This window comes from Pelagerythrobacter marensis (assembly GCF_036700095.1).
Lineage (GTDB): Bacteria > Pseudomonadota > Alphaproteobacteria > Sphingomonadales > Sphingomonadaceae > Pelagerythrobacter > Pelagerythrobacter marensis_A.
On record NZ_CP144918.1, the window covers coordinates 1,923,091 to 1,948,768 of the forward strand.

The following is a 25,678-nucleotide window of genomic DNA, read 5'->3' on the forward strand; positions in this document are numbered from 1 at the left end:
CGCCGCCGCCAATGGCGGAAAACTCGCCGGGCCATCTGGCGTTCCGTTTCCGTTCCGCCTAGCGTGGTGGGATGGATTCCGTGGTTCTTATCCCTGTCGTACTGATTCTCGGCCTGGCGCTCGGCGCATTGGCCGGGTGGTTTGCCGGCGCGCGCCCGATTGCCGAATGGAAGGCGCGCCACGAGGAGCGCGATGCGGAGGCGAAGCGGCTGGCGGACAAGATCGCGGCGATGACGCCCGAACTCGCCACGATGAGCGAGCGGGCCGCCCGCGCCGACGCGCTGGCCGAGCAGCTCGACCGCGCGCGCGAGGAAAACGCCGCCTTCCGGGCGGAGCGCGCCGGGTTCGAGGAACAGAAGCGCCTGCTGGAGGAATCGCGCGAGAAGCTGCTGAAGGAATTCGAGAATACCGGCGCCAAAGTGCTCGGCGCGGCGCAGGAACGCTTCCTCGCCAGCGCGACCGAGCGCTTCGGCCATTCGGAGAAAGCCAGCAAGGCGGCGCTCGCCAGCCTGCTGCAACCGGTGGGCGAACGGCTGAAGAAATACGAAGAGCAGGTCGCCGCGCTGGAAGAAAAGCGCACCGATGCCTTCGCGCGCCTCCACCAGCAGATCACGGAGATGCAGCGCGGGCAGGAAGAGGTCCGGCGCGAGGCGCAGCGGCTGGGCAATTCGCTGACCAACGCGCCCAAGGCCCGCGGCCGCTGGGGCGAGCGGGCGCTTCAGAATGTCCTCGAACAATGCGGGCTGAGCGAACACACCGATTTCGATCTGGAACATTCGCTGGATACCGAAGAAGGCCGCCTGCGCCCCGACGCGATCGTGCGCGTGCCGGGGCAAAAGAAGCTGGTGATCGACGCCAAGGTGTCGCTCAATGCCTATCAGGCCGCGTTCGAAGCCGACGACGAGGACGAGCGCCGGCGGCACCTCGACCTTCATGCCAAATCGATGCGCGGCCATGTCCAGGCGCTCGGCGCCAAGAGTTACCAGAGCCAGTTCGAGGAAGCGCCCGATTACGTGGTCATGTTCGTGCCGGGCGAACATTTCGTCGCCGCGGCGCTGGAGCACGACCCGGAACTGTGGGACTTCGCCTTCCGCAACAAGGTTTTGCTGGCAACGCCGACCAACCTCGTCGCCATCGCGCGCACGGTGGCGCAAGTCTGGCGGCAGGACACCATCGCGCGCGAGGCGATCGCGATCGGCAAGGCGGGGGCCGAACTCTACGACCGGCTCGCTGTCGCCGCAGAGCATATGAAGCGGGTTGGCGGCGGGCTGGAAACCGCGGTCAACAACTACAACAAGTTCGTCGGCAGTTTCGAACGCAACGTGCTTTCCGCCGGTCGCCGGCTCAGGGACAAGGGGATCGAGATCGGCAAGCGCGAGATCGATGAGATCCCGCTGGTGGAAAGCGCCCCCCGTTATACCGCGGACGATGCCGAGGGGGAGGAGTCGCGTTCGCTGCCTTCGCTTGACAAAGGCGGGGATTGACGCGGAAGAACCGCCGATGCGTGCCGCCCCGATCGTTCCCGCCCTGTTGCTCGCTCTTGCGCTCGCCGCTTGCGGCGAAGGCCGTGCGCCATCGGAAGAGCTGCGCGACGCGACCGAGCGGCTGGTGCAGGAAGCGGCGGGCGCGGCGACGCCCCCGCCTGCCGGCGGCCCCTATGCGCCGCGCGACGAGTGTGCCGGGCTTCCCGGCGGGGATGCCTTTCGCCGCGATCTGGCCCGGGCGGTGGAAGCGCGCGATGTCGATGCCATGCTCGCGCTTGCCGCGCCCGACATCAAGCTCGACTTCGGCGGCGGGGCGGGTGCGGAACAGTTGCGCAAGCGGCTGGAGCAGCCCGAATCGCCGCTATGGCAGGAACTGGCCGCTTTGCTTCGCCTCGGCTGCGCCGCTCAGGGGCAGGCGGGCATGACCATCCCCTGGTATTTCGCCCAGTCGATCGACGGAGTGGACCCGATGACGGGAATGATCGTGACCGGAAAGGGCGTGCCCCTCCGCATGGCCGCCGCGCCCGATGCCGAACCGGTGCGCGCGCTTTCCTGGAACGTGGTGGAACCGGTCGGAGGATACGTCCCCGACGCGCCTTTCCAGCATGTCGCAACCGTCGACGGGGCGCGGGGATATGTGGCGACGAACCGCCTGCGCAGCCTGATCGACTATCGCCTGATCGCATCGAGCCGCGACGGGAAGTGGAGCATCACCAGCCTGGTGGCGGGCGACTAGAATCGTCTTCATCGAAACGGCGCCGGCCGTTCGCGATCAGGGTTGCGGCTCCGCGGGTTCCAGGTGCGCCTCGTGCCCGCTCGACTGCAAAACAAGCGCCCCGTCGCGCCACTCGATCGTCGGCGCGGCCACGAGGAGCGCCGATATGGCCTGCTCCTGTTCCCACACCGCGCCTTCGCAGAACATCCTCGTGCCCGCGAGAGGACCGGCGATCAGGCGCTCCTGCTCGACCCGCCAGTCGCCGGCGATGGTGTTGCAACCGACGTTGGCGGACAGCCTGTCGTCCCGGAACGTCAGCGTGGCCCTGTCGGGCACCACGGGCGCGTCGCCGTCGATCGAGACGAAGCGCCATTCGCTCTGCGTCAGCCGCTCGGGAACGGGAGCGCGCGGCACGCAGGCAACTAGCAGGACAAGAAGCGGCACAGCGACGAATCTCATGGCGCCCTACTGGCTGCGCGAGGCTGAGTGCTCGCTGAATGGCGGGGGGCGATCGGCGCCTTGGCGTTGTGACTACGGGTCGAGCGAAGCGAGGACCTCGTAGGCGAGCACCGCCCCGGCGACGGCCGCGTTCAAGCTGTCCGCCCGGCCGCGCATCGGCATCGTCACGCGCAGATCGCAAGCCGCTTCGTAGCATTCGGGCAGGCCGCGCGATTCGTTGCCGACGAGGATGAAGCAGGGGGCGGCGTAGGGCGCCCCGCGGTAAGGGACCGCATCGCGCAGGCTTGCCGCGACCAGTTGCCCCGGCCCGCTGCGGAGCCAGGGGAGGAACGCGTCCCAGGCGGCCTGCGCGATCCTCTGGGTGAATATTGCCCCCATGCTCGCACGGACGGCTTCGACGCCGAAAGGATCGGCGCAATCGTCGATCAGGATCAGTCCGCCCGCGCCCACCGCGTCGCCCGTGCGCAGCATCGTGCCCAGATTGCCCGGATCGCGCAGCGCCTGCGCCACCAGCCAGATGGGCGCCCTGCTGCGATCGAGCGCGGCAAGCGAAGTGTCGAATTCGCGGAATACCCCCGCGATGGCCTGCGGATTGTCCTTGCCGGTAATCCTGGAGAGAATCTCGGGCGTGGTCTCGACGATCGTTCCGCCGGTCTCCTCGACCGCGCGTTCGAGCGCGTCGGCCAGGGGATGCGGATCGCGCCGTTCGGCCATGACCAGGATCTCGGGCGCGAAACCCGATTCGCGTGCATCGGTCAGCAGGCGGAGACCTTCGGCCAGGAAACGGCCTTCGCGGCGGCGGTGCTTCTTGTCGCGGAGCGAGCGCAGGAACTTGACCGTGGGGTTGGAAAAGCCGGTGATGCGCCGGCGGGATGGAGCCGGCATCAGTCCTCGCCGAAACCGTTGACGACCAGATCGCACAGCTCGTCGAGCACCTGAGGGGCGTCGTCGCCGGAGACGATCACCTCGATCGTGTCGCCCATGGCGGCGCCGAGCATCATCAGGCCGAGGATCGAACCGCCCGCCGCCTCGTTCCCGTCCTTTGCGACGCGAACGTCGACACCGGGCGGCAACTGGCTGACGACGGTGACGAACTTGGCGCTTGCCCGGGCGTGGAGCCCGCGCGTGTTGACGATCCTGACTTCGCGGCTGACCTTGCACTGCTCCATCACGAAACGTCGGCATGCCGCCCGAGCAGTTCGGACGCCACGGTGATATAGGTCTGGCCCGCTTCCCGCGCCGCCCGGACCGCTTCGGCAGCGGTCGCCTTCTTGCGCACGCCGGCGAGGCGGATCAGCATCGGCAGGTTGATCCCCGCAATCACTTCCACCCGGCCGGCTTCCAGCAGCGAAATCGCCAGATTCGACGGGGTCCCGCCGAACAGGTCGGTCAGAATCACCACGCCCTTGCCGCAATCGACCCGCTTGATCTCGTTCGCGATGTCCTTGCGCCGCTGCTCCATGTCGTCGCTGGGGCCGATGCAGACCGTGGCAATCGCGTCCTGCGGGCCGACCACATGCTCCATGGCATGAACGAATTCATCGGCCAGGCGGCCGTGAGTGACCAGAATCACGCCGATCATGTGCGAGGGCTTCGTCCGAACTGGAGGGTGGAGAATATGCGAACCATGGCCAGCAGGCAGAGACTCATTGCCGGCCTTCGATTTCGTCGGCCGCGCGCGATCCAAGATTGCGATGGATGACCGTGGGCGAAAAACCTTCATCGTGCAAGGCCTGAGCGAATCGCTGGGCGGCATAGACCGACCGATGCCGTCCGCCGGTGCAGCCGAAAGCGATGTTGACGTAGCTTTTCCCCTGCGCCTCGTACCGGGGGAGCAGCGTGAGCACGAGATCGCGGATCTGCGCGAAAACCGGCGCGAAACTGCCGTCGCGTTCGATATGTTCGCCCACTGCGGCATCCAGCCCGGTCTGCTCGCGCAATCCGGGGACCCAGTGCGGATTGTCGAGAAAGCGCATGTCGAACACCAGATCGGCGAGCGGCGGCGTGCCCCGCGCAAAGCCGAAGCTGGTCACGATCACCGCCATTTCCTGCGGTGCGCTGTCGGCGAACTGGGCGCGGATCGCATGCTGGAGATCGTTGCTGGAAAAATTCGAGGTGTCGATCACCACGTCGGCCCAGCGGCGCAGCGGCTCCAGCAACTCGCGTTCGGCCTTGATTCCGATGTGAACGGGACGGTCGATCGCCATCGGATGGCGCCGGCGGGTTTCGTTGTAGCGCCGCTCCAGCTCGCTGCTGTTGCAGTCCAGAAACAGCGTCGTCACCACCAGGTCGCGCCGTTTGGCGATGTCCTTCACTTTCTCCATGATATCGTTCGGCACGAACCCGCGCGTGCGCGAATCGAAGCCGATGGCGAGCGGATGGCGCGACGAATCGGGATTGGGGGGGCCGATCAGGCGGCCGAGCAGGCGGATGGGGAAGTTGTCGATCGCTTCCCATCCCAGATCTTCCAAAACCTGCAACGCCGTCGTCTTCCCGGCGCCCGAAAGCCCTGTGACAAGGAGAATGCGCTGGCGATCAGCGGGCGAATCGTCGACCATGGATGCAGGGTGTGCTCGGTATTGGTGCGAATGGGAAGGGTCAGTCGCGCTCCGTCCCTGCGAGAGGCAGGCCATAAGTGCGCAGGGCGATCTCGGCGCGGAACGCGGCCGGAGCTATCGCGGGATCGAACGCCAGCGTCGGCACGTCGGCGCCGGCGATTTGCACGGTCGCGGCCCGTTCGATGTAGCGCGGCGCCTGCGGGTCGAGCGCCAGGTGCAGGCTCACCGGCGCCTCGACCGCCGGAAAGGTCAGCAGCCCCAGGTTGCGCGCTTCCAGCAGGCCCCGCGTCCGGCCGGGCGGCAGGGCCCAGAGCGCGCCGGCACGCATCTCGAGCAGGATGCCGTCGTCCCCCACCAGCATGGCGCCCCTGTCGATAAGCGCCAGCGCGAGGCTGCTCTTGCCCGCGCCCGGCGGCCCTTCGATCATCAGCCCGCGTCCGGCGATGGCAACGCAGGTCGCCTGGCGGGTCAGAGGCGCGCTCAAGGCAGCGGTCTCGCGGCCGGCAGGCCGAGGACGAGGCAGGCTCCCTGCCGGCCGTCGGGCCGGCTTCGCGCTTCGAGAGTGCCGTCGTGCGCCTCGGCGATCGTCCGCGCTATCGCGAGGCCGAGGCCGCTGTGGTTGCCGAACGCCTCGGCATCGGGCCGGACCGAATGGAATCGCTGGAACACCTTTTCCCGCGCATCCTCGGGTATTCCGGGCCCTTCGTCGCATATCGACAGCACGATCCGGCTGTCGTCGTCCCGCGATACGGTGATGTCGATCGTGCCGTCCGGGGGCGAAAAGGAGACCGCGTTGTCGAGCAGGTTCTCGATCACGCGTTCGAGCCGCAGGGGCACGCCCATCACCGGGGCCTTCGCCTCGCTGCGGTGGAGCCGGATACGCCGGCCTTCGTTTTCCGCCCGGCTCTCGCGCGCGGCGATGATCGCCGCGGCGAGATCGCCCAGGTCCAGTTGCTCGAACGTGGCGCGCGAAATCTCCGCATCGACCCGGCTGGCGTCGGATATCTCGGTGACGAGGCGATCGATCCGCCGGATGTCGTGCTCGGCAATCGCGATCAGCTGTGCGCGTAGTTCGGGATCTTCGACTTTGGCGATCGATTCGACCGCACTGCGCAGCGAGGCCAGGGGATTCTTGATTTCATGCGCGACGTCGGCAGCGAAATGCTCGACCGCGTCGATCCGGTGCCGCAGGGCGCTCGTCATGTCGGATACCGCCCGGGCCAGCGCTCCGATCTCGTCGCGCCGCTGCGGCATCCGCGGGACCTCGATCGCGCGCTCGCGGCCGAGGCGGACGCGCATCGCCGCCCGCGCCAGCGACTGGAGCGGGCGCACGATCGTGCGCGCGAGATAGAGCGAAAGGAAGATCGAGCCGAGCAGCGCGATCATCACCGCCATCCCCAGCGTCGAGCGCGCCTGACGAACCTTCTCGGTAATGTCGAGCGCGTTGCGGGTCGTCAGCAAGGTCGCGCCGTTGAGCCCCACGGGCACCGCGGCGTTGATCACCGGCGAGCCGTCGGGCGCGTCGCGCAGCTGGATCTGCGAGACTCCCTCTTCGCGCGCGCGCGCCAGCTCGGGCCAGGAATCGGCCACGGGCTCTTCCGGTTCGATGTAGTCGGGTATCGGGTCCGCGCCGACGATCGTATCGACAGCGCGGTCGAGCCAGCGGGCGAACTCGACCGAGAACGGATCGTTGCCGAGATCGTCGAATTCGAATGCCGGGCCATCGAGCGCGAAGCTGTCGGCCCAGAGCATACCCTCGGCATCGAACATGCGCAGGCGCATCTTCTGTTCCTTGCCGATCTGGATCAACAGCGCCTCCTGCCGTTGGCGCGAGGCGCCCGCCAGGGCTTCGGCAGTGATCTGCGCTTCGATCCGGGCAAGCTTGTAGCGTTCGGAGAGGAGCTGCTTGCGATAAGTGTCGAGATAGAAAATGCCGCCGCCGAGAAGCGCCAGCGGCAGGAGATTGACCGCAAGGATACGCGTCGTGAGCGAAAGGCGCCGCGACCAGCTCAGCCGGTCCAGACGCTCGTCGATCCGGTCGCGAAGCCCGGTGTCAGCCATCGCTGAAGCTGTAACCTGCGCCGTAGAGCGTTTCGATCGCGGAAAAGGCCGGGTCGACAGAGCGGAACTTGCGCCGCATCCGCTTGATATGGCTGTCGACCGTGCGATCGTCGACGAACACGTCGTCGGGATAGGCCGCGTCCATCAGCGCGTTGCGCGACTTGATCACGCCGGGGCGCGCGGCCAGCGCCTCCAGCAGGAGGAACTCGGTCACCGTCAGCGACACCGCCTTGCCGTCCCAGGTCACGTTGTGGCGGGCCGGGTCCATCGTCAGGCGCCCGCGCACCAGCGGCTCGCTGGCGTTCCCGTCGTCCTGGGCCGGGCGTTCGTCCCTCTCGCGCCGCAGTTCGGTCCGCCGCAGGAGCGCACGGATGCGCGCGAGCAGGAGCCGCAGGCTGAACGGCTTGGCGATATAGTCGTCCGCCCCCAGTTCCAGCCCGGCCTCCTCGTCCTGCTCGTCGTCCTTGCTCGTCAGGAAGATCACCGGCAGGCTGGAATGGCGGCGCAAGCGGTTGAGCAGCTCCATGCCGTCCATGCGCGGCATCTTGATATCGAACACCGCGAGATCGGGCGGGCTTTCCAGAAGCGCTTTCAGCGCGGTCTCGCCATCCGAATAGAGGCGCGTGGCGTATCCTTCCGCTTGCAGCGCGATCGATACGGTCGTCAGGATATTGCGATCGTCGTCGACCAGGGCGATGATCGGTTCTCCGCCCGCCTGCGAACGCTCTGCTTCGGCCATTTCGCCTCCGTGATCAGGGTCCAACTGGAACGAGCCGACGGTTAGACGCTTCCTGCGGTCGAGACAACGCACACCGCGGCGGCCGGTGTTTGACGCGGGCGCGGTGCGCGATTATGCGCTTGCGGACATTCCGTGCATTCGTATGCGAGCGACTCGCCGGTGCCGCCCCGCCACGGGGCCGCAGCCAGGCGCGATCAGGAGACCAAAGTGAGCATCCCGCTGTCCTACCCGCTTTCCGCCCAGAACATCGAGACCCGGGCAACCGTTCATGCCAACTTGTCCGCGGCCGAACTGACCGAACATGCCCTGAAGAACGGCGAAGGGCGCCGCGCCAAGCACGGGCCGCTGGTGGTCGAAACCGGCAAGCACACGGGGCGCAGCGCGAAAGACAAGTTCATCGTCCGCGATGCGGAGACCGAGGATACGGTCTGGTGGGACAACAACGCCTCGATGACCAGCGAGCACTTCGCCGCGCTCAAGGCCGATTTCCTGGCCGCCCTGGCGGACAAGGACACGCTCTATGTTGCGGACCTGTTCGGCGGCTCGCAGCCGGAATACCGGGTCAACGTGCGAGTCATCAACGAACTGGCCTGGCACAACCAGTTCATCCGCACGCTGCTTGTCCGCCCGACGGAGGCGGAGCTGGAAGGCTTCGTGCCCGAATACACGATCATCGATCTGCCCAGCTTCCAGGCCGACCCGGAGCGGCACGGATGCCGCAGCGAAACGGTCATCGCGGTCAACCTGAGCGAGAAGCTGATCCTGATCGGCGGCACCAAATATGCCGGCGAGATGAAGAAGAGCGTGTTCGGCGTTCTCAACTACTTGCTGCCGACCAAGGGCGTGATGCCGATGCATTGCAGCGCCAATATCGGCCCCGATGGCAGGAGCGCGGTGTTCTTCGGCCTTTCGGGCACCGGCAAGACCACGCTTTCCGCCGACGCAAGCCGCACGCTGATCGGCGACGACGAGCATGGCTGGTCCGACACCGCCGTGTTCAATTTCGAAGGCGGTTGCTATGCCAAGATGATCCGCCTCGACCCGGAAGCCGAGCCGGAAATCTACGCCACCACGCGCATGGAAGGCACCGTGCTCGAAAACGTGGTGATGGACGAGGACGGCGAGATCGACCTCGACGACAACACCCTGGCCGAGAACACGCGCGGAGCCTACCCGCTCAGTTCGATTCCCAATACCTCGGAAGAAAACCTGGGTCCGCCGCCGTCGAACGTGATCATGCTCACGGCCGATGCCTTCGGCGTCCTCCCGCCGATCGCGCGGCTGACGCCCGACCAGGCGATGTACCACTTCCTGTCGGGCTATACCGCGAAAGTCGCGGGGACCGAGATCGGGGTGACCGAGCCCGAAGCGACGTTCTCGACCTGCTTCGGCGCACCCTTCATGCCGCGCCATCCCAGCGTTTACGGCAATCTGCTGAAGAAGCGCATCGCCGAGGGCGGGGTACAGTGCTGGCTGGTCAACACCGGCTGGACGGGCGGCAAATACGGCGTGGGCCGGCGCATGCCGATCAAGGCGACGCGCGCGCTGCTCAACGCCGCGCTCGACGGAACGCTTGCCGATGCGGATTTCCGCCGCGATCCCAACTTCGGTTTCGAAGTCCCGGTCAGCGTGCCGGGGGTCGACGACGGAATCCTCGATCCCCGTTCGACATGGGCGGACAAGGACGAATACGATCGCACCGCGAAGAAGCTGGTGCAGCTGTTCATCGACAATTTCGCGCCCTTTGCCGACCATGTCGACCAGGGCGTGCGCGATGCGGCGCCGTCCACGCCTGTGGCCGCCTGACCGGCTTTCAACGCATTCACGGTTGGAGAGGAGAGCCCCCGCCCGGGAAACCGGAGCGGGGGCCTTTCGTTTCGCAGCCGCTCGGGTACAATCGGGGCGAACGGGACAACCTGCAGGAGAACGACGATGGCGCTTTTCGATCAGCTGCTCGGCGCGGCGCAAAATCATCCCACGGTGAAGAACATGGCGGACAAGCTCGGGATCGACGCGAGCCAGGCCGAGCGTGCCATCGCCGCGCTGGGCGAAGCCCATCACCAGGACGGCAATACCGTCGATCTCGCTGCGCAGAAGACCGGCCTCGACGCGGGCATATTGCAACAGGTGGTCGAGCAGATCGGCGGCGAGGGATCGCTGGCCCGGTTCACCCAGATCCTCGATCAGGACGGCGACGGGAACCCGTTCGACGATATCGCCGGCTTCGCCGGCAATCTGTTCGGGAAGAAATAAGCGCCGATCGGCGCCGGCGGGTCGGTCAAGCGAGCGAAACGAAGCTGTCGATCACCCGCTTGGTGCCGGCTTGCTCGAACTCGATTTCCAGCCGGTTGCCTTCCTGGTCGGTCACGATGCCGTAGCCGAACTTGTCGTGAAACACGCGCTGGCCGACCGCGATGTCGGTGCGGGGTTTCGCGGCGAAGCTGGCGGCGCTGCGCGTCGTTTCGCGTAGCCGCCTGGGGCTGGCGTCGTAGCCGGTCGAGAGGGCGCGCTGCCAGCCCGGGCCGCGCGTTCCCGCGCGCTCGGGTCGGTTCGTGGCGAGATGCGCGAACGGATCTTCGTGCTCGCTCATGCCGGCGCGCCACAGGGAGGCGCCGCCGGTCAGCGTGGTTTCCTCCTCGATATGGTCGGCGGGCAGCTCCCCCACGAAGCGGCTGGGAATGCTGCTGGTCCACTGGCCGTAAATCCGCCGGTTGGCGGCGTGCAGGATCGTGCAGCGGCGCCGCGCCCGGGTGATCGCGACATAGGCCAGGCGCCGCTCTTCCTCGAGGCTCGCCAGCCCACCTTCGTCCAGCGCCCGCTGCGAAGGGAACACGCCTTCTTCCCAGCCGGGCAGGAAGACGTTGTCGAACTCCAGCCCCTTGGCGGCGTGGATGGTCATGATGGTGACTTTCTCGCGGTCGTCGCCGGCCTCGTTGTCCATCACCAGGCTGACATGTTCGAGGAAGTCGCCAAGCGTCTCGTATTCCTCCATCGCCCGCGCGAGTTCGGACAGGTTCTCCAGCCGCCCCGAAGCCTCCGCCGTCTTCTCGGCCTGGAGCATGGCGTTGTATCCTGTGTCTTCCAGCACGGTGCGGAGCAGCTCTGCCGGGGCCACCTTTTCGGCCTGCTCGCGCCAGGCGAGGAACTGGCGCATGAGGTTGCCGATCGCGTTCGCGGCCCGCGCCGGCAACTCGTCGCTGTCCGCCAGCTGCAAGGTAGCGGCCGCCAGGGGCAGCCCGGTGCGGCGAGCGTGCTGGTGCATCTTCTCCAGCGTCTTCGCGCCCAGGCCCCGCTTGGGCTGATTGTATATCCGTTCGAAAGCGAGATCGTCCTGCGGCTGGGCGATGACGCGCAGATAGGCGAGAGCGTCGCGGATCTCGGCGCGCTCGTAGAACCGGAATCCGCCGACGATGCGGTAGTTCAGGCCGATCTGGATAAAACGGTCCTCGAACTCGCGAGTCTGGTATTGCGCGCGCACGAGGATCGCGATGCGATCGAGCGGGGCGCCCTCGCGCTCCAGCCGTTCTATCTCCTCGCCCACGCGGCGCGCTTCCTCGGGCGCGTCCCACACACCGATCACGCGCACTTTGTCGCCGCTGTCGACTTCGGTCCACAAGCTCTTGCCGAGCCGCTGGCTGTTGGCGTCGATCAGGCCGGATGCGGCGGCGAGGATGTGGGGGGTGGAGCGGTAATTCTGTTCCAGCCGGACGACATGCGCGCCAGGAAAATCCTTCTCGAACCGCAGGATATTGGCGACTTCCGCACCGCGCCACGAATAGATCGACTGATCGTCGTCCCCGACCACGCAGATGTTCTTGCGCTCCTGCGCCAGAAGGCGGAGCCAGAGATACTGGACCTGGTTGGTATCCTGATACTCGTCGACCAGGATATATTTGAAGCGCTGCTGATAATGCGCGAGCACCTCGCGCTCCTGCCGGAAAATGTTCAGCATGTGCAGCAGCAGGTCGCCGAAATCGCAGGCGTTCAGGGCTTTCAGCCGCGCCTGATATAGCCGGTAGAACTGCTGCCCGCGGCCGTTGGCATAGGCTTCGTTCTCGATCGCATCGAGATCGTCGGGATTGAGGCCGCGATTCTTCCACCGGTCGATCAACCCGGCGAGCTGGCGCGCCGGCCAGCGCTTCTCGTCGACGTCGTTGTCGACGATCAACTGCTTGAGCAGGCGAAGCTGATCGTCGGTGTCGATGATCGTGTAGTTCGATTGCAGGCCGACCAGTTCCGCATGGCGGCGAAGCATCTTCGCCCCGATCGAATGGAACGTGCCCAGCCAGGGCATCCCTTCCACCGCTTCGCCCAGATGGTGCGCCACACGTTCGCGCATCTCGCGCGCGGCCTTGTTGGTGAAAGTGACGCAAAGAATTTCGCTCGGCCAGGCGCGCCGGGTCGCGACGAGATGTGCGAGGCGTGCGGTAAGCGCCGCGGTCTTGCCCGTGCCGGCGCCCGCCAGCATCAGAACCGGTCCCTCGGTGGTCAGAACGGCCTCGCGCTGCGGCGCGTTAAGTCGCGCGGCATAAAGGGGAATTTCGCCGCCGGCGGCAGCTTCCTGAGCGGTTTCGAGAGGGGGCATGGTCGCGTGAACAACTAGAGAACGCAGCCGCACGGCGCAAGGGGGAGGGCGGAACCCCGTTCGATCTGCAGCGTAGGAGGACTGACACGAGCAGCAGGAGAATGCCCGATGCGAACCACGATCTTGACGGGTGTCGCCGCGCTTGCGCTGGCCCTACCGGCCGCCGCGCAGCAGACGAATGCCGAGGCCCGGGCCGAAGCGAGCATCGCAATGGATGCGACGCAGCAATCGGCATACGACGGCTGGCCGGCGGATCGGCAGGCGGCATACGATCGCTGGCCGGCGGACATTCAGGACTATTACTGGACGCTTGATCCCCGGCAGCAGCGCGGCTGGTGGGCCTTGACCGACGAGCAACGCGCGCAAATCCATGCGATGACTCCCGACCAGCGCACCGCCGCCTGGGCGCAGATCGCCGCTCAGATGTCGGGAGGGGCGAGCACGCCGCCGCCCGCTTCCCCTGCCAGCGCTTCGGCGAGCGCTGCCGGCGCGGGAAACATGCGCTTCGTTGCAAGCGAGATGGTGCAGAACGTTCCGGCGCCCAAAGCCGAATATCCCATTTGCTCGCGCGAGATCCAGGACGGTTGCATCAACCCGCGCGAGGCGGGCAAGAATTACGGCAATGTGCCGCTGGATTACTGGCCGGGCCGCCCTGCGAGCGAGATCGACGGTCCGCTGCCGGCGAAAAAGCCGAACGACTGAAACGCCGCGAGGCGATCGTTTCCCACTTCAGGAACCGTCGGCAAGGCGCAGCAGAGTCAGCTTCGCCTTGCCGACCCGCCGTTCCGTTTCCGCGATCAGCCCCTTGACCGCGACCGTCTCGTCGGCGCCGGTTTCGACCGCTATCCAGGTCGCGCCCCCGATCCAGCCCAGGCGGAGCAAGCGATCGAGCGCAACCGCGCCCGCGCCGGTGCCATAGGGCGGATCGAGCAGCAGGAGGTCCTTCGCCGCGTCGGCAGGGCCGAGTGCCATCACCGAACCCGCGCGAACTTCGCTCCGCCCACGCGCCTCGAGCGCGGAGATGTTGCCCCGGATCGCCTGGAGCGCGTCCTGCTCCTGCTCCACGAACAGGCAGTGCGCGGCCCCTCGCGACAGCGCCTCCAGCCCGAGCGCACCCGAACCGGCGAAGAGATCGGCCACCCGCAGCCCGGCGAAATCGCTGAGACGACTGGCCAGCATCGAGAACAGCGTTTCGCGCGTGCGATCCGCGGTGGGCCGGGTGGCGTCGCTTTTGGGCGCGGCCAGCCTGCGTCCGCGCCATTCGCCGGCAACGATCCTCATGGCTTGCGCTTCAGGCCGCTGCGGAAACGCTCGACCTCTTGCTTGGGGATTTCGACCGCCTGCCCGCGCGGCAGGTCGCCGATCGCGAAGGGGCCGTATCCGGTGCGGATCAGGCGGCTGACCTGAAGTCCCAGGTGTTCGAGCACGCGGCGGATTTCGCGGTTCTTGCCTTCGGTAATCGTCAGCTCGATCCACTGATTGCGGCCGGTGCGCCGTTCCATGTTCGCATCGATCCGGCCGTAGCGGATGCCGTCGATCGCGATCCCGTCGATCAGGCTTTCGAGTTGCGCCTGCGTCACCTCGCCGAACGTGCGCGCGCGATAAGTGCGCGGAATGCCGCTGGCGGGCAGTTCCATCGCGCGCTTGAACTCGCCATCGTTGGTCAGCAGCAGCAGCCCTTCGGTATTGAGGTCCAGCCTGCCCACCGGCATCACCCGTCCCGCGTCTTTCGGCAGGGCATTGCGAAGCGCGGTGTAGATCGTGGGGCGCCCTTTCGGATCGTGTTCGGCGGTGATCAGTCCCGTCGGCTTGTGGAACGCGAACAGGCGCGTGCGGTCGGCCTTGCCCACCGGCTTGCCGTCGACCGTCACGCCGCGCAGCGTCGGTATGATCGTCGCGGGGGTTTGAAGGACTTTGCCGTGCAGCGAAACGCGGCCGTCGGCGATCATCCGCTCCACCTCGCGCCGGCTGGCGACGCCCGCGCGCGCGAGCAGTTTGGCGATGCGTTCGCCTTCGGGCTTCTCGTCCTGTGCCATCGCGCGCGCCTACGCCCTCAGTTCGCCGCGCGCAACGCTTCCTCGACCGTTTCGTGGAACCGGCGGATGCCGCCTTCGAGGGTGCCGAGCGTAAGCGCGGGAACCGCGCCCGTTGCCAGGCCCTGCTGCCCCAGTTCGGCCGCGCGGAAGTCTTCGCCGGCGAAGACTCCGCCGTCGAGCAGCGCCCAGCTCCGCTCCCAGTGATCGCGTGCCTTGTCTGTGGCGGGGGGCTCGGGGATGAGCATGAAATCTTCCACCAGCGTCCGGTCGTGCCCCTGGGGCATCATCGTCATGACGTTGATGTAGTCGGGGCTGGGGATGATCAGCGCGCCGGGGATCAGCTGGTAGGCGAACGTGACCACGCGGCGCAGCGCGGCCATGTCGGTCAGATCGACCGCTTCCATCTCCTCCAGCCGGCCCACCGCGGAGCGGGCATGCGGCCCCACCATGTCGCCCGAGGTCACCCCGTCCTTGAAGAACGGCCCGATCGTCTGCGCGTGGAGCCGGGTGACGTGGTAGCTTTCGAGGAAGGCGTCCATGATGAGCTTCCAGTTCGCCGCCACCGCGTGGGTCTTGCGGCGGAACAGCACGTGGTCGCCCATGCCCAGCGCATCGAAATCCTCGCCCAGTTTCTCCGCATAAGCGAAGTCGGCGGTTTCTTCCTGCGGGCAGAACCAGATCAGTCCGCCGGTCTCGCGGCAGGGCAGTTCGATCAGCCCCATCGCGCCCTTGTCGAGGCCCGGGAACGTGTCGGGCCGGGGCAGGGCGAGCAGGCGCCCGTCCACCGAATAGGTCCAGGCATGGTAGGGGCAGACGAGCCGCTTCTGGCACAGCGGTTCCCCACCCTCGACCAGGCGCGTCCCCCGATGGCGGCAGACGTTGAGGAAGACATGCGCCTTGCCGTCGCCGTCGCGCGTGATCAGCAGCGGGCGGCCGGTGGCATCGTGCGGCACGGCCATCCCGGGATCGGGGAGCAGCACAGAGGGGGCGAGGATCTGCGGCAGGCGATCGTAGATCGCGCTTTTCTCCCGCACGAAATAGTCCGGGTCGGTGTAAACGCCGGCGGGGACTTGCGTCACACCCGCCTCGGCCCGGCTTTCCCCGCTTGCGATGGCCCGCGCCAGCGCCAGCATGCCTTCGGTCGGCCGCCGCGCGGGATGTTTGGTGTCGATAGTTGCCATGGCGCCTGTTCCTCGCCCTTTCCCGGCGCTAGTGTCGCAAAAATTCGGGTTCAACGGAAGGACGTTAGGGAATGGCCGGGGTCGCAGAGGAAAAAAGGAAAATCTCCGCCTGGCGCGCGCTCGGTATGGCCCTGGGCAATCGCAAGACCGGCTTCATGCTTCTGTTCGGTTTTGCCAGCGGGCTGCCTTTCGCGCTGTTCCTGGGCACGCTGTTCGCATGGTTGACCGAGGCGGAGGTCGATCTCGAGACGATGGGCATCTTCTCGCTGATCGGCCTCGCCTACGCGTTCCAGTTTTTGTGGTCGCCGCTGATCGACAAGGTCAACATCCCGGTCCTGCGCCGGCTCGGACGGCGCAAGCAATGGATCGTTCCGATGCAACTGGCGCTGGGCACGATCCTGATCACGATGAGCCTGCTTGAACCGCAAACGCAACTCGGGTGGTTCAGCCTGCTCGCCGGGATCGGCGCCTTCGCCAGCGCGACCCAGGACATCGCGATCAATGCATGGCGCATCGATGTCGCCGACGAGCGCGCAACGATCGACATCCTCTCGTCGGTCTATCAAATGGGCTACCGTCTCTCCTCGCTCGTCGGAGGCGCATTGGGCCTGATCATTGCGGCGCGGATCGGCTGGCCCGAAACCTACGCCCTGATGGGCGCGATCCTGCTCGGAGTCGGCTTCATCGGCCTGTGGGCGCCCAATGCGAACGAGAACGCAGCCGATGTCGCGATCGAGAGCGAGCAGCAGATCCGTGCCTTGCGGCAGGCGGGTGAGCTGGAGCCTGCGATCCGCAACCGGGCGCTGGCGGTCGTGGGTCTGCTCTGGGCGGGTGCGATTGGCGTCGTGCTGGCCTTCATGGTCATGTCGCTGAGCTATGCCCCGGAAGATCGCCCCAATCCGACCGAGTTCACGCTCAATATCGGGCCGTGGATCATCGTGGCAACGATTGTCCTGCCTGCCCTGGTCGCAGGCTGGCTGGCGTCCAAGAAGCACCGCGGCGAGCATTTGCTGGAAGTCGACGAGCGGCCCGCGACAGGCGGCGCTTATGTGCTCGACCATCTCTATCGTGCGCTTGTCCTCCCGCTTGTCGAACTGGTCGGCCGGATGGGGTGGTCGCTGGTGCTCATTTTCGCGGTCGTCCTAACCTATCGCATCTGCGATGCGATCTGGGGCACATTCGCTTACCCGTTCTATCTGGGCGAGCTGCAGTACACGAACGATGACGTGGCTTTCGCGTCTAAGTTTTTCGGAGTGGGGGCCATTATCGCCGGGCTGGCGCTGGGCGGACTTATGCTCACCGTGATCGGGCGCATGGCGACGCTCCTGATCGGCGGAATCCTCGCTGCGCTGACCAACCTGCTCTATGCCGACATGGCGATCGGCGGGCACAATATGCAGGCTTTCAGCGATGCGATCGGCTTTACCTATCTGATCGAGCAGGTGCCGGGGATCGGGGATGCCGACCTGGCCAAGCTGACGATCACCATCGGCTTCGAAAACCTTGCCATCGGGATCGCCGGGGCGGCCTATGTCGCCTGGCTATCGTCCATTGTCTCGAAAAAGTTCAGCGCTGTGCAGTACGCGTTGCTCTCGTCGCTGACGCTGCTGGTGGGCACGCTGGGGCGCGGTGCGCTGGGGGAGATGATCGAGGAGCAGGGCTATTTCGACGTCTTCGTTCTCACGACCTGGATCGGCCTGGGGGCTGCTGTGCTGGTCTGTTTCGAATGGTGGCGCCAGAGCCGTATGAAGGGAGATGCAGGAGTCATCGCGCCCGAGGCGGGCCAGGTGGCGGCGCCTGCCGAGTGAGCTTGCAAGCAGGCGCCTAGTCCGGCCATTCGCCGTTTAGCCGCAGGACTTCGCCCGCAAGGTAAAGCGATCCCGCGATCAGCACCGGCAGGCCATCGCCCGGAACGGCGGCGAGGGCGCTCGGCACGTCGGGGGCGGCGCGGGCGTTTCCGCCGAACGCTTCGGGCGGATGGTGGTCGTGGCCGGGCACCGGCACCACGGTGAGGCTGGCGAGATTGTCGCTCAGCGGCCCGGTCAAGGCACTGGGGTCTTTCCCCGCGATCATGCCGAGGATCAGGTGCAGGCGCTGCCCGGCGAAATGTTCGGCCAGGATCGCGCCCGCGCTGGGGTTGTGCCCTCCGTCGAGCCAGACCTCGCGCGCTCCCGCCAGCGGGCCGTGGGCGAGGCGCTGAAGGCGCGCGGGCCAGTCCGCGGTGCGTATGCCGCTGGCAAGCGCCTCTGCGTCGATCCGCACGGCGTCCTGATGACGCAGCATGGCCACGGCCAGCGCAGCGTTCTCCGGCTGATGCGGCCCGGCCAGGGCGGGAAGCGGGAGGGTGAGCGTTCCGAGGCTGTCCGAATAGCGCAGAGCTTTGCCCTCCAGCCGCGCCTGCCAGTCGCGCCCGCGCATGGCCAGCGAGGCGCCCGCGCGCTGCGCGGCGCGCACCACTTCCTCTGCCGCTTCGCCGGGGTAGGCCTGGGTCACGAGCGGAACGCCGGACTTGGCAATGCCTGCCTTTTCGAACGCAATCCGCGCGAGCGGCCGGGTCGGGGTGCCGTCCTCGGGCGCGAGCAGGAATCGCTCGTGGTCGATCCCCAGCGCGGCAATGCCGCAGGCCGCCGGGGCGGGGATGACATTGGTGGCATCGAACCGTCCGCCCAGGCCCACCTCCACCACGCAGGCATCGGCCGGGACGCGGGCGAACTCGGCAAAGGCCGCAGCGATGGTGACTTCGAAGAAGCTCGGCGCGAGGTCCTCGCCCGCGTCGAGCACCTCTTGCAGCAGCGCGGCCAGGCGCGCATCGCCGATCAGCTCGCCCGCCACGCGAATGCGTTCGTTGTAGCGCACGAGGTGCGGGCTGGTGGTTGCATGGACCCGCAGGCCCTGCGCTTCCAGCATCGCGCGCAGGAAGGCGCAGGTTGAGCCCTTGCCGTTCGTCCCGGCGACGTGAAATACCGGCGGCAGCGCCAGATGCGGGTCGCCGAGGCGCGAGAGCAGCGCGCGAACGGTGTCGAGCCCCAGCCGCCCCTGCGGCACGCTGAGCGCCGCGAGCCGGTCGAGCTGGGCCTGCACTGCCGGATCGGAGGACGAGCCGAAGTCCTTCATCGCTCTGCCCCGGTCTTACCGGATCAGGCGGCCGCCTTCGGCTGGAGATAGTCGAGCAGGCTCGCCAGCGTCCGTTTCAGGTCGTGACGTTTTACCACCATGTCGACCATGCCGTGCTTGTGCAGGTATTCGGCGCGCTGGAACCCGTCGGGCAGCTTTTCGCGAATCGTGTCCTGGATCACGCGCTGGCCGGCGAACCCGATCAGCGCGCCCGGCTCCGCGATATGCACGTCGCCCAGCATGGCGTAACTGGCAGTGACGCCGCCGGTCGTGGGATCGGTCAGCAGCACGATATAGGGCAGCCCGGCGTCCTTGAGGCGGCGCGTCATCACCGTCGCCTTGGGCATCTGCATCAGGCTGAGGATGCCTTCCTGCATCCGCGCGCCCCCGGCGGCGGTGGCGACGATATAGGCGCACTTGCGTGTCAGCGCACGCTCGGCCCCCTGGCAGAAGGCCGTGCCGACGGCCATGCCCATGCTGCCGCCCATGAAGCCGAAATCCTGCACGCCGACGACCGCCGGATGTCCTTCGATCACGCCCGATCCGACGGTGAAGGCGTCGCGGTGCGGGTTTTTCGCCCGCGCCTGTTTCAGCCGGTCGGTGTATTTCTTGGTATCGCGGAATTTCAGCGGATCTTCCGCCACTTCGGGCTGTGGCAGGACCTCGTAGCCTTGGTCGAGCAACTGCCGCAGCCGCTCGTCGGCGCCGATCCGCCCGTGGTGGCCGCAGCGCGGGCAGACCTTGAGATTGTCCTCGTATTCCTTCGTGAACAGCATTTCCGAGCAGCCGGGGCATTTGACCCACAGCGTTTCCTCGGTCGAGCGCTTGGCCACGAAAGGCAGCGAATTGCGTACGCGGGTGAACCAGTTCATGGGCCGGGCCTTAAACCGAAATCGAGCGAATGACAGCCCCCTCCCGTTCGCAGGCGGGGGATCAGCGGGCGGCGCGGATCGCTTCGCAGAGCGCCGAGGTGAGCTTGCGCAGATGCTCGGGCGCGTCGCTGCCGTGTTCGCCCACGAGTTCGACAAGGGCCGATCCCACGACGACGCCATCGGCAACCCGGGCGATAGCCGCCGCCTGCTCCGGCCTGCGCACGCCGAAACCGACCGCCACCGGCAAGTCGGTTGCGGCCTTGAGCCGTGCCACGGCCTCTTCGATGCTCGCCTGTGCCGCCTGCTGCTTGCCGGTGATCCCCGCGACCGAGACGTAGTAGAGAAATCCGTCCGACCCTTCGAGCACTCGCGGCAGGCGCGCGGCGTCGGTGGTCGGGGTGGCGAGGCGTATCGGGGCGATTCCGGCAGCGCGCAGGGCGGGGCCGAGCGCATCGTCCTCCTCGGGCGGGATGTCGACGCAGATCACCCCGTCCACGCCCGCCTCCTTCGCGGCCGCGGCGAACCATTCCGGCCCGCGTCGGACCATCGGGTTGGCATAGCCCATAAGCACCAGCGGCACGTCGGGGTGACGCTGGCGAAACGCGCGCGCGATGCCCAGCACGTCGGCGGTCGTCGTCCCCGCGCCGAGCGAACGGATGTTCGCCGCCTGGATCGCGGGGCCGTCGGCCATCGGATCGGTGAACGGCATCCCCAGCTCGATCACATCCGCGCCGCCCTCGACCAGCGCGTCGAGATTGGCCGCGGTGTCGCCATCGCCCGCGGTGAGGAAGCAGACAAGTGCGGGATGGGGTTTGGAGAAGGCGGCGGGGAGGCGGGTCATTCCTGCGCTCCCCTCTCCCCGACCCTCTCCCCTGAAGGGGAGAGGGAGTCGGTTGCGCCATTCAAAGCCCTCTCCCCTTCAGGGGAGAGGGTTGGAAGAGGGGGAGAATGCAATTCGTCGATCACTTCGCCAAGATGCTCCAGCACGCCCTCCATATTCGTCGTCACATCCGAATTCGCGAACCGGATCACACGATACCCCCGATCTTCCAGCATCCTTGTCCGTTTCGCGTCGTAGCCCGCCTGAATCGCATGAGTGTCGCCGTCGATTTCGATCACCAGCTTCGGATCGTTCGCAGCGAAGTCGGCGATAAAGCCTTCGATCACCTTTTCCCGCCGGAACTTGACCCCGCGAAAACGCCCTGCGCGCCATTCCGACCACAGTGGCAGAGCGGGTTCGGGCATGTCCTTGCGCATGCTTCTCGCGTTCCTGAGCAGTTCGGCCTCTCGCATCGTCCCCTCTCCCAACCCTCGCCCCTCAAGGGGGAGGGCTAGATTTCCACTCCCAGCCGCTCCGCCACGGTGAAGATGTCCTTGTCGCCCCGTCCGCAGAGGTTGGCGAGGATCACGCTGTCTTTCGGCATTTCCTTCGCGCGCCTGGCCACGGCAGCGATGGCGTGGCTGGGTTCGAGCGCGGGGATGATACCCTCGGTGCGGCAGAGGAGCTGGAAGGCGTCGAGCGCCTCCTCGTCGGTGACCGCGGTGTACTCGACGCGGCCTGTGTCCTTGAGCCAGGCGTGCTCCGGCCCGATGCCCGGATAGTCGAGGCCGGCGCTGATCGAGTGCCCCTCGGTAATCTGGCCGTCCTCGTCCTGCAGCAGGTACGTGCGGTTGCCGTGGAGCACGCCGGGAAAGCCGCCGAGCAGGCTGGCGGCGTGTTCGTCCCCGTCGAGGCCGTGCCCCGCCGCCTCGACCCCCAGCATCTTCACGTCAGGGTCGTCGAGGAAGGGGTGGAAGAGGCCAAGCGCATTCGAGCCGCCGCCGATCGCCGCCACCAGCAGGTCGGGCAGGCGCCCGGTGCGGCCGAGCATCTGCTCGCGCGCTTCCTTGCCGATCACGCTCTGAAAATCGCGCACCAGCTCGGGATAGGGGTGCGGGCCGGCGGCGGTGCCGATGATGTAGAACGTGTCGTGGACGTTCGCGACCCAATCGCGCAACCCCTCGTTCATCGCATCCTTCAAGGTCGCGCGGCCGCTGGTGACGGGCACCACCTCCGCGCCGAGCAGCTTCATGCGGAACACGTTGGGCTGTTGCCGGGCAACGTCGGTCGCGCCCATGTAGATCACGCAGGGCAGCCCGAAGCGCGCGCAGACGGTGGCGGTGGCGACCCCGTGCTGGCCGGCGCCGGTTTCCGCAATGATGCGCGTCTTGCCCATGCGGATCGCCAGCAGAATCTGCCCGATGCAATTGTTGATCTTGTGCGCGCCGGTGTGGTTGAGTTCGTCCCGCTTGAACCACACTTGCGCGCCGCCGAGCGCCTCGGTGAGCCGTTCTGCGAAATAGAGTGGCGAGGGGCGGCCGACATAGTGTTCGAGCAGGTCGTCGAACTCCGCCTTGAACGCAGGATCGGCCTGAGCCGCGCGATATTCGCGCTCCAGCTCGAGCACGAGCGGCATCAGCGTCTCGGCGACGTAGCGGCCGCCGTATTCGCCGAAATGCCCGCGCGAATCGGGCATCTGGCGATAGCTGTTCGCGGGCGGCGGCACGGGATCGGATTTGCCCTGGTTCATCGTGATCAGCCGCTTGTCACAGGGGCGCGGTGCTGTCTACCCGAAGTGTCGGCGGACCGATGCCGGCACTGCACGCCGATTAACGAGCCCGGACCGCGGCGCAGAAGGCGGCGATCCTGCCCGGGTCCTTCTCGCCCGGAGCGCTCTCGACTCCCGTGGACGTATCGACCAGAGGCGCCCCGGTCGCCCGGATCGCTTCGCCGACATTGCCGGGCGCCAGCCCGCCCGCCAGCCCCCACGGCATGGCGCCGGCATATCCGGCGAGCAGCGACCAGTCGAATTTCAGCCCCATGCCGCCGGGCAGCGCGCCTTTCGGCGTGCGTGCGTCGAACAGGATCAGATCGGCTGCCTCGCGGTACTCCTCGGCACGGCCGATATCGGCGGCAGAGGAGACCGCGATGGCTTTCCATACGGGCAGGCCGAAGCGGGCGCGCACTTCCGCCGCGCGAGCGGGCGTTTCGCCGCCGTGAAGCTGGACCGCGTCGAGCGATCCGGCCTCGATCCCCGCGGCCAGGAGTGCGTCCTCGGGGTCGACGAAGAGGCCGACTTTGCCGATCCGGGCGCCTGCATGGGCAGCCAGGGCACGCGCGGTTTCGGGCGCGAGGTTGCGCGGGGAGGGGGGATAGAACACGAACCCGCAGTAATCCGCCCGGGCGGCGATCGTGGCGTCGAGCGCTTCGCGGGACGTCAGCCCGCAAATCTTGATTTTCGGCGGAGACATTGCGGCCTAGAGCGTGGCCTCGATCGCCCGCGCGGCGGCGACCGGATCGTCGGCGCGGTTGATCGGGCGGCCGACGACGAGCACGCTGGCCCCATCGTCGCGCGCCCGGCGCGGCGTGACGACACGCTTCTGGTCGCCGATCCCGTTGTCCGCCATGCGCAGACCGGGGACGACGAAGAAACCGTCCTTCCACTGCCGGTGCACTGCGGCGACTTCGTGTCCCGAGCAGACGATCCCGTCCAGCCCGGCGGCCTGAGCCAGTTCGGCCAGCCGCAGAACGTGGTCGTGCGCTTTCCCCGCCACCCCGGTCTGCACGAGATCGCGATCGTCCATGCTGGTCAGCATGGTGACCGCCACCACCCGCGTGCCGTTCCCGGCCGCGGCCTTGGCATCTTCCATCATCGCGCGGCCGCCGCTTGCGTGAACGGTGACGATGGCGGGTTCGAGCACGTGGATCGCCTGCATGGCGCCGGCGACGGTGTTGGGTATGTCGTGCAGCTTGAGGTCGAGGAAGATCGGCAGGCCGAGATGCGCGATTTCGTGCACCCCGTGATGGCCGTGCGCGCAGAAGAATTCCAGCCCCAGCTTGATCCCGCCGATATGCGCGCGAACCCTCTCCGCGAGCGCTTTCGCGGCGTCGAGTTGCGGCAGGTCCAGGGCGAGATAGACCGGGTTGCTCATAGAGTGTCTTTGGGCCGCTCCGTCGTTTCCCCGGCGAGCGAGCCGGAGTCGGCATCGTGCGTCGGTTCGGCCGGCGGCGGCACGGCCGCGGCATTGGCCACCGCCGTGCGGTGGGCCGTCTCCAGCGAGCTGATGCGCCGGTTCAGCCGCCATTTCGATCCCTGATGAAGCAACCACATGGGCAGCAGGCCGAGCAGGAAGGCGACGATCACGAGGGCAGGGATCTTGGTTTCGAGCACGAGCCCCTGCCAGATCTTCACTTCCACCGGAGTCCAGTTGAATGCCGAGAAGACCAGCAGCGCGGCCAGCAGCAGCACCCAGATGACGGTTCGTACGATTTGCATGGTCGGTTTCGCTCCCCGTTGCAGGCCCTGCAACCCTAGTCGCGATGCGATTGCAAGGGAAGTCCATGGACTTGCGCACAGCCTGCGCGACGGCGCGAGATGCGCGCCGCCGGGCCAATCAGGATGCCGCCGCCGCCTCTGCAGCCTCGCGGTCGCGCTGTGCGCGGCTGATCTTCCGCGCAGCCGTTTTCAACTGCCCGCAGGCCGCATCGATATCCCGCCCGCGCGGGGTCCGCACCGGGGCCGAAATGCCGGCTTCGAACACGATATCCGAAAAGCGGCGGATGCGTTCGGGTGTCGAGCATTCGTAGGGCGCGCCGGGCCAGGGGTTGAACGGGATCAGATTGACTTTCGCCGGCAGCCCGTATTCCCTGATGAGCCGAACCAGCTCGCGCGCGTCGTCGTCGCTGTCGTTCTTGCCTTTCAGCATGACGTATTCGAATGTGATGCGGCGGGCGTTGGAGGCGCCGGGATAGGCGGCGCAGGCGGCGAGCAGTTCCTCGATTCCGTACTTGCGGTTGATCGGGACGATTTCGTCGCGCACCTCCTTGGTCACCGCATGGAGCGAAACCGCCAGGTTGACCCCGATTTCCTCCCCGCACCGGCCCATCATCGGCACGACGCCGCTGGTGGACAGCGTGATGCGCCGCTTGGACAGCGCCAGACCGTCGCCGTCCATCACCAGCCGCAGCGCATCGCGCACGTTGTCGAAGTTGTAGAGCGGCTCGCCCATGCCCATCATCACGATATTGGTCAGCAGGCGGCCGTCGGCGGTATATTCGGCTTCGTCCTCGACCTCCGCCACGTCCATCCGTCCCTTCGGCCATTCGCCCAGGGCGTCGCGTGCGAGCATGACCTGGCCGACGATCTCGCCCGGAGTCAGGTTGCGCACCAGGCGCATCGTGCCCGTGTGGCAGAAACGGCAGTTAAGCGTGCAGCCGACCTGGCTGGAAACGCACAGCGTGCCGCGGTCCGCATCGGGGATGAAGACCATTTCGAACTCGTGCCCGTCGGCAGTGCGCAGCAGCCACTTGCGCGTGCCGTCGCTGGAATGCTGCGCCTCGACCACGTCGGGGCGGCCGATCACGAACCGCTCCGCCAGCCAGGGGCGCATCGTCTTGGCGATGTCGGTCATCGTCTCGAACGCGGTGGCGCCGCGGTGATACAGCCAGTGATAGACCTGCTTCGCCCGCAGCCTGGCCTGGCGCGGATCGAGCCCGGCTTCCGCGAACAGCTCGGCGATGCGCGTTCGCGGCAATCCGATCAGGTCCACGCGCCCGTCCGCACGCGGAGTAATGTCGCGCGCGACGGGAACGGGGTCGACTTGCCCCGGAATGCTCATCAATGCGGTATCGGCCATGGCAGGGCGGCATATAGGGCGCCGGCGCGCGCATGGCAAAGGGATGCGGCCGATTGCGCCGAATGTTCCGGCATGGCGGGAAGAAAATCGCGGGTGGACCGGCCAGCGCTTCGGGTTCCCATACGTTCGTCGATGAAATCGCGCGGTTTGTCGACAAATATGTGGCTGAAAAGCCACATGAACTTCGTTGTATCAGGT

General features: G+C 67.0%; 27 protein-coding genes. 6 read left to right on the top strand and 21 right to left on the bottom strand.

The genetic code is table 11. The features are described 5' to 3' along the window. Positions 1–71 precede the first annotated feature (71 nt). Both V5F89_RS09085 and V5F89_RS09090 read left to right on the top strand, forming a co-directional pair. Positions 72–1,484 (top strand): DNA recombination protein RmuC, encoded by a 1,413-nt coding sequence (locus V5F89_RS09085; RefSeq protein WP_338445335.1) that lies wholly within the window; start codon positions 72–74, stop codon positions 1,482–1,484. Positions 1,485–1,500: 16 nt separating this feature from the next. Then, entirely contained in the window at positions 1,501–2,220 is a 720-nt protein-coding gene (locus V5F89_RS09090; protein WP_338445336.1) for a hypothetical protein, read from the top strand. A gap of 36 nt (positions 2,221–2,256) precedes the next feature. Here the strand turns inward: V5F89_RS09090 and V5F89_RS09095 are convergent, their stop codons facing one another. The 8 genes from V5F89_RS09095 to V5F89_RS09130 form a co-directional block, all read right to left on the bottom strand. Next, positions 2,257–2,658 carry an META domain-containing protein gene (locus tag V5F89_RS09095; protein WP_338445337.1) on the bottom strand — a complete coding sequence of 134 codons (402 nt, stop codon included), beginning with the start codon at positions 2,656–2,658 and terminating at the stop codon, positions 2,257–2,259. A 72-nt stretch (positions 2,659–2,730) separates the two neighbouring features. Continuing rightward, the gene (locus V5F89_RS09100; protein ID WP_338445338.1) at positions 2,731–3,543 is read right to left on the bottom strand and encodes an RNA methyltransferase; all 813 of its coding nucleotides are present in this window, start codon (positions 3,541–3,543) and stop codon (positions 2,731–2,733) included. Further along, positions 3,543–3,827: an HPr family phosphocarrier protein gene (locus V5F89_RS09105; RefSeq protein WP_338445339.1), complete on the bottom strand. Its 285-nt coding sequence runs from the start codon at positions 3,825–3,827 to the stop codon at positions 3,543–3,545. The genes V5F89_RS09100 and V5F89_RS09105 overlap by 1 nt, the downstream gene beginning before the upstream one ends. After that, complete coding sequence (locus V5F89_RS09110; RefSeq protein ID WP_338445340.1) at positions 3,827–4,240, bottom strand: PTS sugar transporter subunit IIA; 414 nt, start codon at positions 4,238–4,240, stop codon at positions 3,827–3,829. Before V5F89_RS09110 ends, V5F89_RS09105 begins: the two co-directional genes overlap by 1 nt. 64 nt (positions 4,241–4,304) lie before the next feature. After that, positions 4,305–5,216 carry an RNase adapter RapZ gene (rapZ, locus tag V5F89_RS09115; RefSeq protein ID WP_338445341.1) on the bottom strand — a complete coding sequence of 304 codons (912 nt, stop codon included), beginning with the start codon at positions 5,214–5,216 and terminating at the stop codon, positions 4,305–4,307. Between the two features lie 40 nt (positions 5,217–5,256). Further along, positions 5,257–5,700: a serine kinase gene (locus tag V5F89_RS09120; protein ID WP_338445342.1), complete on the bottom strand. Its 444-nt coding sequence runs from the start codon at positions 5,698–5,700 to the stop codon at positions 5,257–5,259. After that, positions 5,697–7,277 carry a sensor histidine kinase gene (locus V5F89_RS09125; protein WP_338445343.1) on the bottom strand — a complete coding sequence of 527 codons (1,581 nt, stop codon included), beginning with the start codon at positions 7,275–7,277 and terminating at the stop codon, positions 5,697–5,699. The genes V5F89_RS09120 and V5F89_RS09125 overlap by 4 nt, the downstream gene beginning before the upstream one ends. Then, a complete protein-coding gene (locus V5F89_RS09130) occupies positions 7,270–8,016 on the bottom strand; it encodes a response regulator transcription factor (protein ID WP_338445344.1) in 747 nt (248 codons plus the stop codon). Before V5F89_RS09130 ends, V5F89_RS09125 begins: the two co-directional genes overlap by 8 nt. A gap of 207 nt (positions 8,017–8,223) precedes the next feature. On the opposite strand from V5F89_RS09130, the gene V5F89_RS09135 reads away from it, so the two are divergent. Further along, positions 8,224–9,822, top strand: coding sequence for a phosphoenolpyruvate carboxykinase (locus V5F89_RS09135; RefSeq protein WP_338445345.1), 1,599 nt, complete (start codon positions 8,224–8,226; stop codon positions 9,820–9,822). Between the two features lie 126 nt (positions 9,823–9,948). Next, positions 9,949–10,269 carry a hypothetical protein gene (locus tag V5F89_RS09140; protein ID WP_338445346.1) on the top strand — a complete coding sequence of 107 codons (321 nt, stop codon included), beginning with the start codon at positions 9,949–9,951 and terminating at the stop codon, positions 10,267–10,269. Positions 10,270–10,294: 25 nt separating this feature from the next. On the opposite strand, the gene V5F89_RS09145 is transcribed toward V5F89_RS09140, so the two are convergent. Beyond that, positions 10,295–12,601, bottom strand: a complete 2,307-nt coding sequence (locus V5F89_RS09145) for an ATP-dependent helicase (protein WP_338445347.1) — start codon at positions 12,599–12,601, stop codon at positions 10,295–10,297. Between the two features lie 108 nt (positions 12,602–12,709). Between V5F89_RS09145 and V5F89_RS09150 the strand changes: the two genes are divergently transcribed. Continuing rightward, the gene (locus tag V5F89_RS09150; RefSeq protein ID WP_338445348.1) at positions 12,710–13,303 is read left to right on the top strand and encodes a hypothetical protein; all 594 of its coding nucleotides are present in this window, start codon (positions 12,710–12,712) and stop codon (positions 13,301–13,303) included. Between the two features lie 27 nt (positions 13,304–13,330). Here the strand turns inward: V5F89_RS09150 and rsmD are convergent, their stop codons facing one another. The 3 genes from rsmD to V5F89_RS09165 are packed head-to-tail and all read right to left on the bottom strand — an operon-like array spanning position 13,331 to position 15,818. Further along, complete coding sequence (rsmD, locus tag V5F89_RS09155) at positions 13,331–13,882, bottom strand: 16S rRNA (guanine(966)-N(2))-methyltransferase RsmD (RefSeq protein WP_338445349.1); 552 nt, start codon at positions 13,880–13,882, stop codon at positions 13,331–13,333. After that, positions 13,879–14,637 carry a pseudouridine synthase gene (locus tag V5F89_RS09160; protein WP_338445350.1) on the bottom strand — a complete coding sequence of 253 codons (759 nt, stop codon included), beginning with the start codon at positions 14,635–14,637 and terminating at the stop codon, positions 13,879–13,881. The genes rsmD and V5F89_RS09160 overlap by 4 nt, the downstream gene beginning before the upstream one ends. 17 nt (positions 14,638–14,654) lie before the next feature. Further along, positions 14,655–15,818: an aromatic ring-hydroxylating oxygenase subunit alpha gene (locus V5F89_RS09165; protein WP_338445351.1), complete on the bottom strand. Its 1,164-nt coding sequence runs from the start codon at positions 15,816–15,818 to the stop codon at positions 14,655–14,657. Between the two features lie 71 nt (positions 15,819–15,889). On the opposite strand from V5F89_RS09165, the gene V5F89_RS09170 reads away from it, so the two are divergent. After that, positions 15,890–17,626 carry an AmpG family muropeptide MFS transporter gene (locus tag V5F89_RS09170; RefSeq protein ID WP_338445352.1) on the top strand — a complete coding sequence of 579 codons (1,737 nt, stop codon included), beginning with the start codon at positions 15,890–15,892 and terminating at the stop codon, positions 17,624–17,626. Between the two features lie 16 nt (positions 17,627–17,642). On the opposite strand, the gene V5F89_RS09175 is transcribed toward V5F89_RS09170, so the two are convergent. The 9 genes from V5F89_RS09175 to rlmN all read right to left on the bottom strand — a co-directional run bounded on the left by V5F89_RS09175 (position 17,643) and on the right by rlmN (position 25,480). Then, on the bottom strand, positions 17,643–18,932 hold the full coding sequence (locus V5F89_RS09175; protein WP_338445353.1) for a folylpolyglutamate synthase/dihydrofolate synthase family protein: 1,290 nt from the start codon (positions 18,930–18,932) through the stop codon (positions 17,643–17,645). A gap of 23 nt (positions 18,933–18,955) precedes the next feature. Beyond that, positions 18,956–19,804: an acetyl-CoA carboxylase, carboxyltransferase subunit beta gene (accD, locus tag V5F89_RS09180; protein ID WP_338445354.1), complete on the bottom strand. Its 849-nt coding sequence runs from the start codon at positions 19,802–19,804 to the stop codon at positions 18,956–18,958. Between the two features lie 61 nt (positions 19,805–19,865). Beyond that, complete coding sequence (gene trpA, locus V5F89_RS09185) at positions 19,866–20,645, bottom strand: tryptophan synthase subunit alpha (protein ID WP_338445355.1); 780 nt, start codon at positions 20,643–20,645, stop codon at positions 19,866–19,868. Beyond that, positions 20,642–21,061, bottom strand: a complete 420-nt coding sequence (locus V5F89_RS09190) for an endonuclease domain-containing protein (protein ID WP_338445356.1) — start codon at positions 21,059–21,061, stop codon at positions 20,642–20,644. Before V5F89_RS09190 ends, trpA begins: the two co-directional genes overlap by 4 nt. 74 nt (positions 21,062–21,135) lie before the next feature. Further along, positions 21,136–22,374: a tryptophan synthase subunit beta gene (gene trpB, locus V5F89_RS09195; protein ID WP_338445357.1), complete on the bottom strand. Its 1,239-nt coding sequence runs from the start codon at positions 22,372–22,374 to the stop codon at positions 21,136–21,138. A 79-nt stretch (positions 22,375–22,453) separates the two neighbouring features. After that, positions 22,454–23,095 carry a phosphoribosylanthranilate isomerase gene (locus tag V5F89_RS09200; protein ID WP_338445358.1) on the bottom strand — a complete coding sequence of 214 codons (642 nt, stop codon included), beginning with the start codon at positions 23,093–23,095 and terminating at the stop codon, positions 22,454–22,456. A 6-nt stretch (positions 23,096–23,101) separates the two neighbouring features. After that, entirely contained in the window at positions 23,102–23,776 is a 675-nt protein-coding gene (pyrF, locus tag V5F89_RS09205; RefSeq protein WP_338445359.1) for an orotidine-5'-phosphate decarboxylase, read from the bottom strand. Further along, positions 23,773–24,120, bottom strand: a complete 348-nt coding sequence (locus tag V5F89_RS09210) for a DUF1049 domain-containing protein (protein WP_338445360.1) — start codon at positions 24,118–24,120, stop codon at positions 23,773–23,775. Before V5F89_RS09210 ends, pyrF begins: the two co-directional genes overlap by 4 nt. A gap of 118 nt (positions 24,121–24,238) precedes the next feature. Further along, the gene (gene rlmN / locus V5F89_RS09215) at positions 24,239–25,480 is read right to left on the bottom strand and encodes a 23S rRNA (adenine(2503)-C(2))-methyltransferase RlmN (protein ID WP_338445361.1); all 1,242 of its coding nucleotides are present in this window, start codon (positions 25,478–25,480) and stop codon (positions 24,239–24,241) included. Between the last annotated feature and the right edge of the window lie 198 nt (positions 25,481–25,678).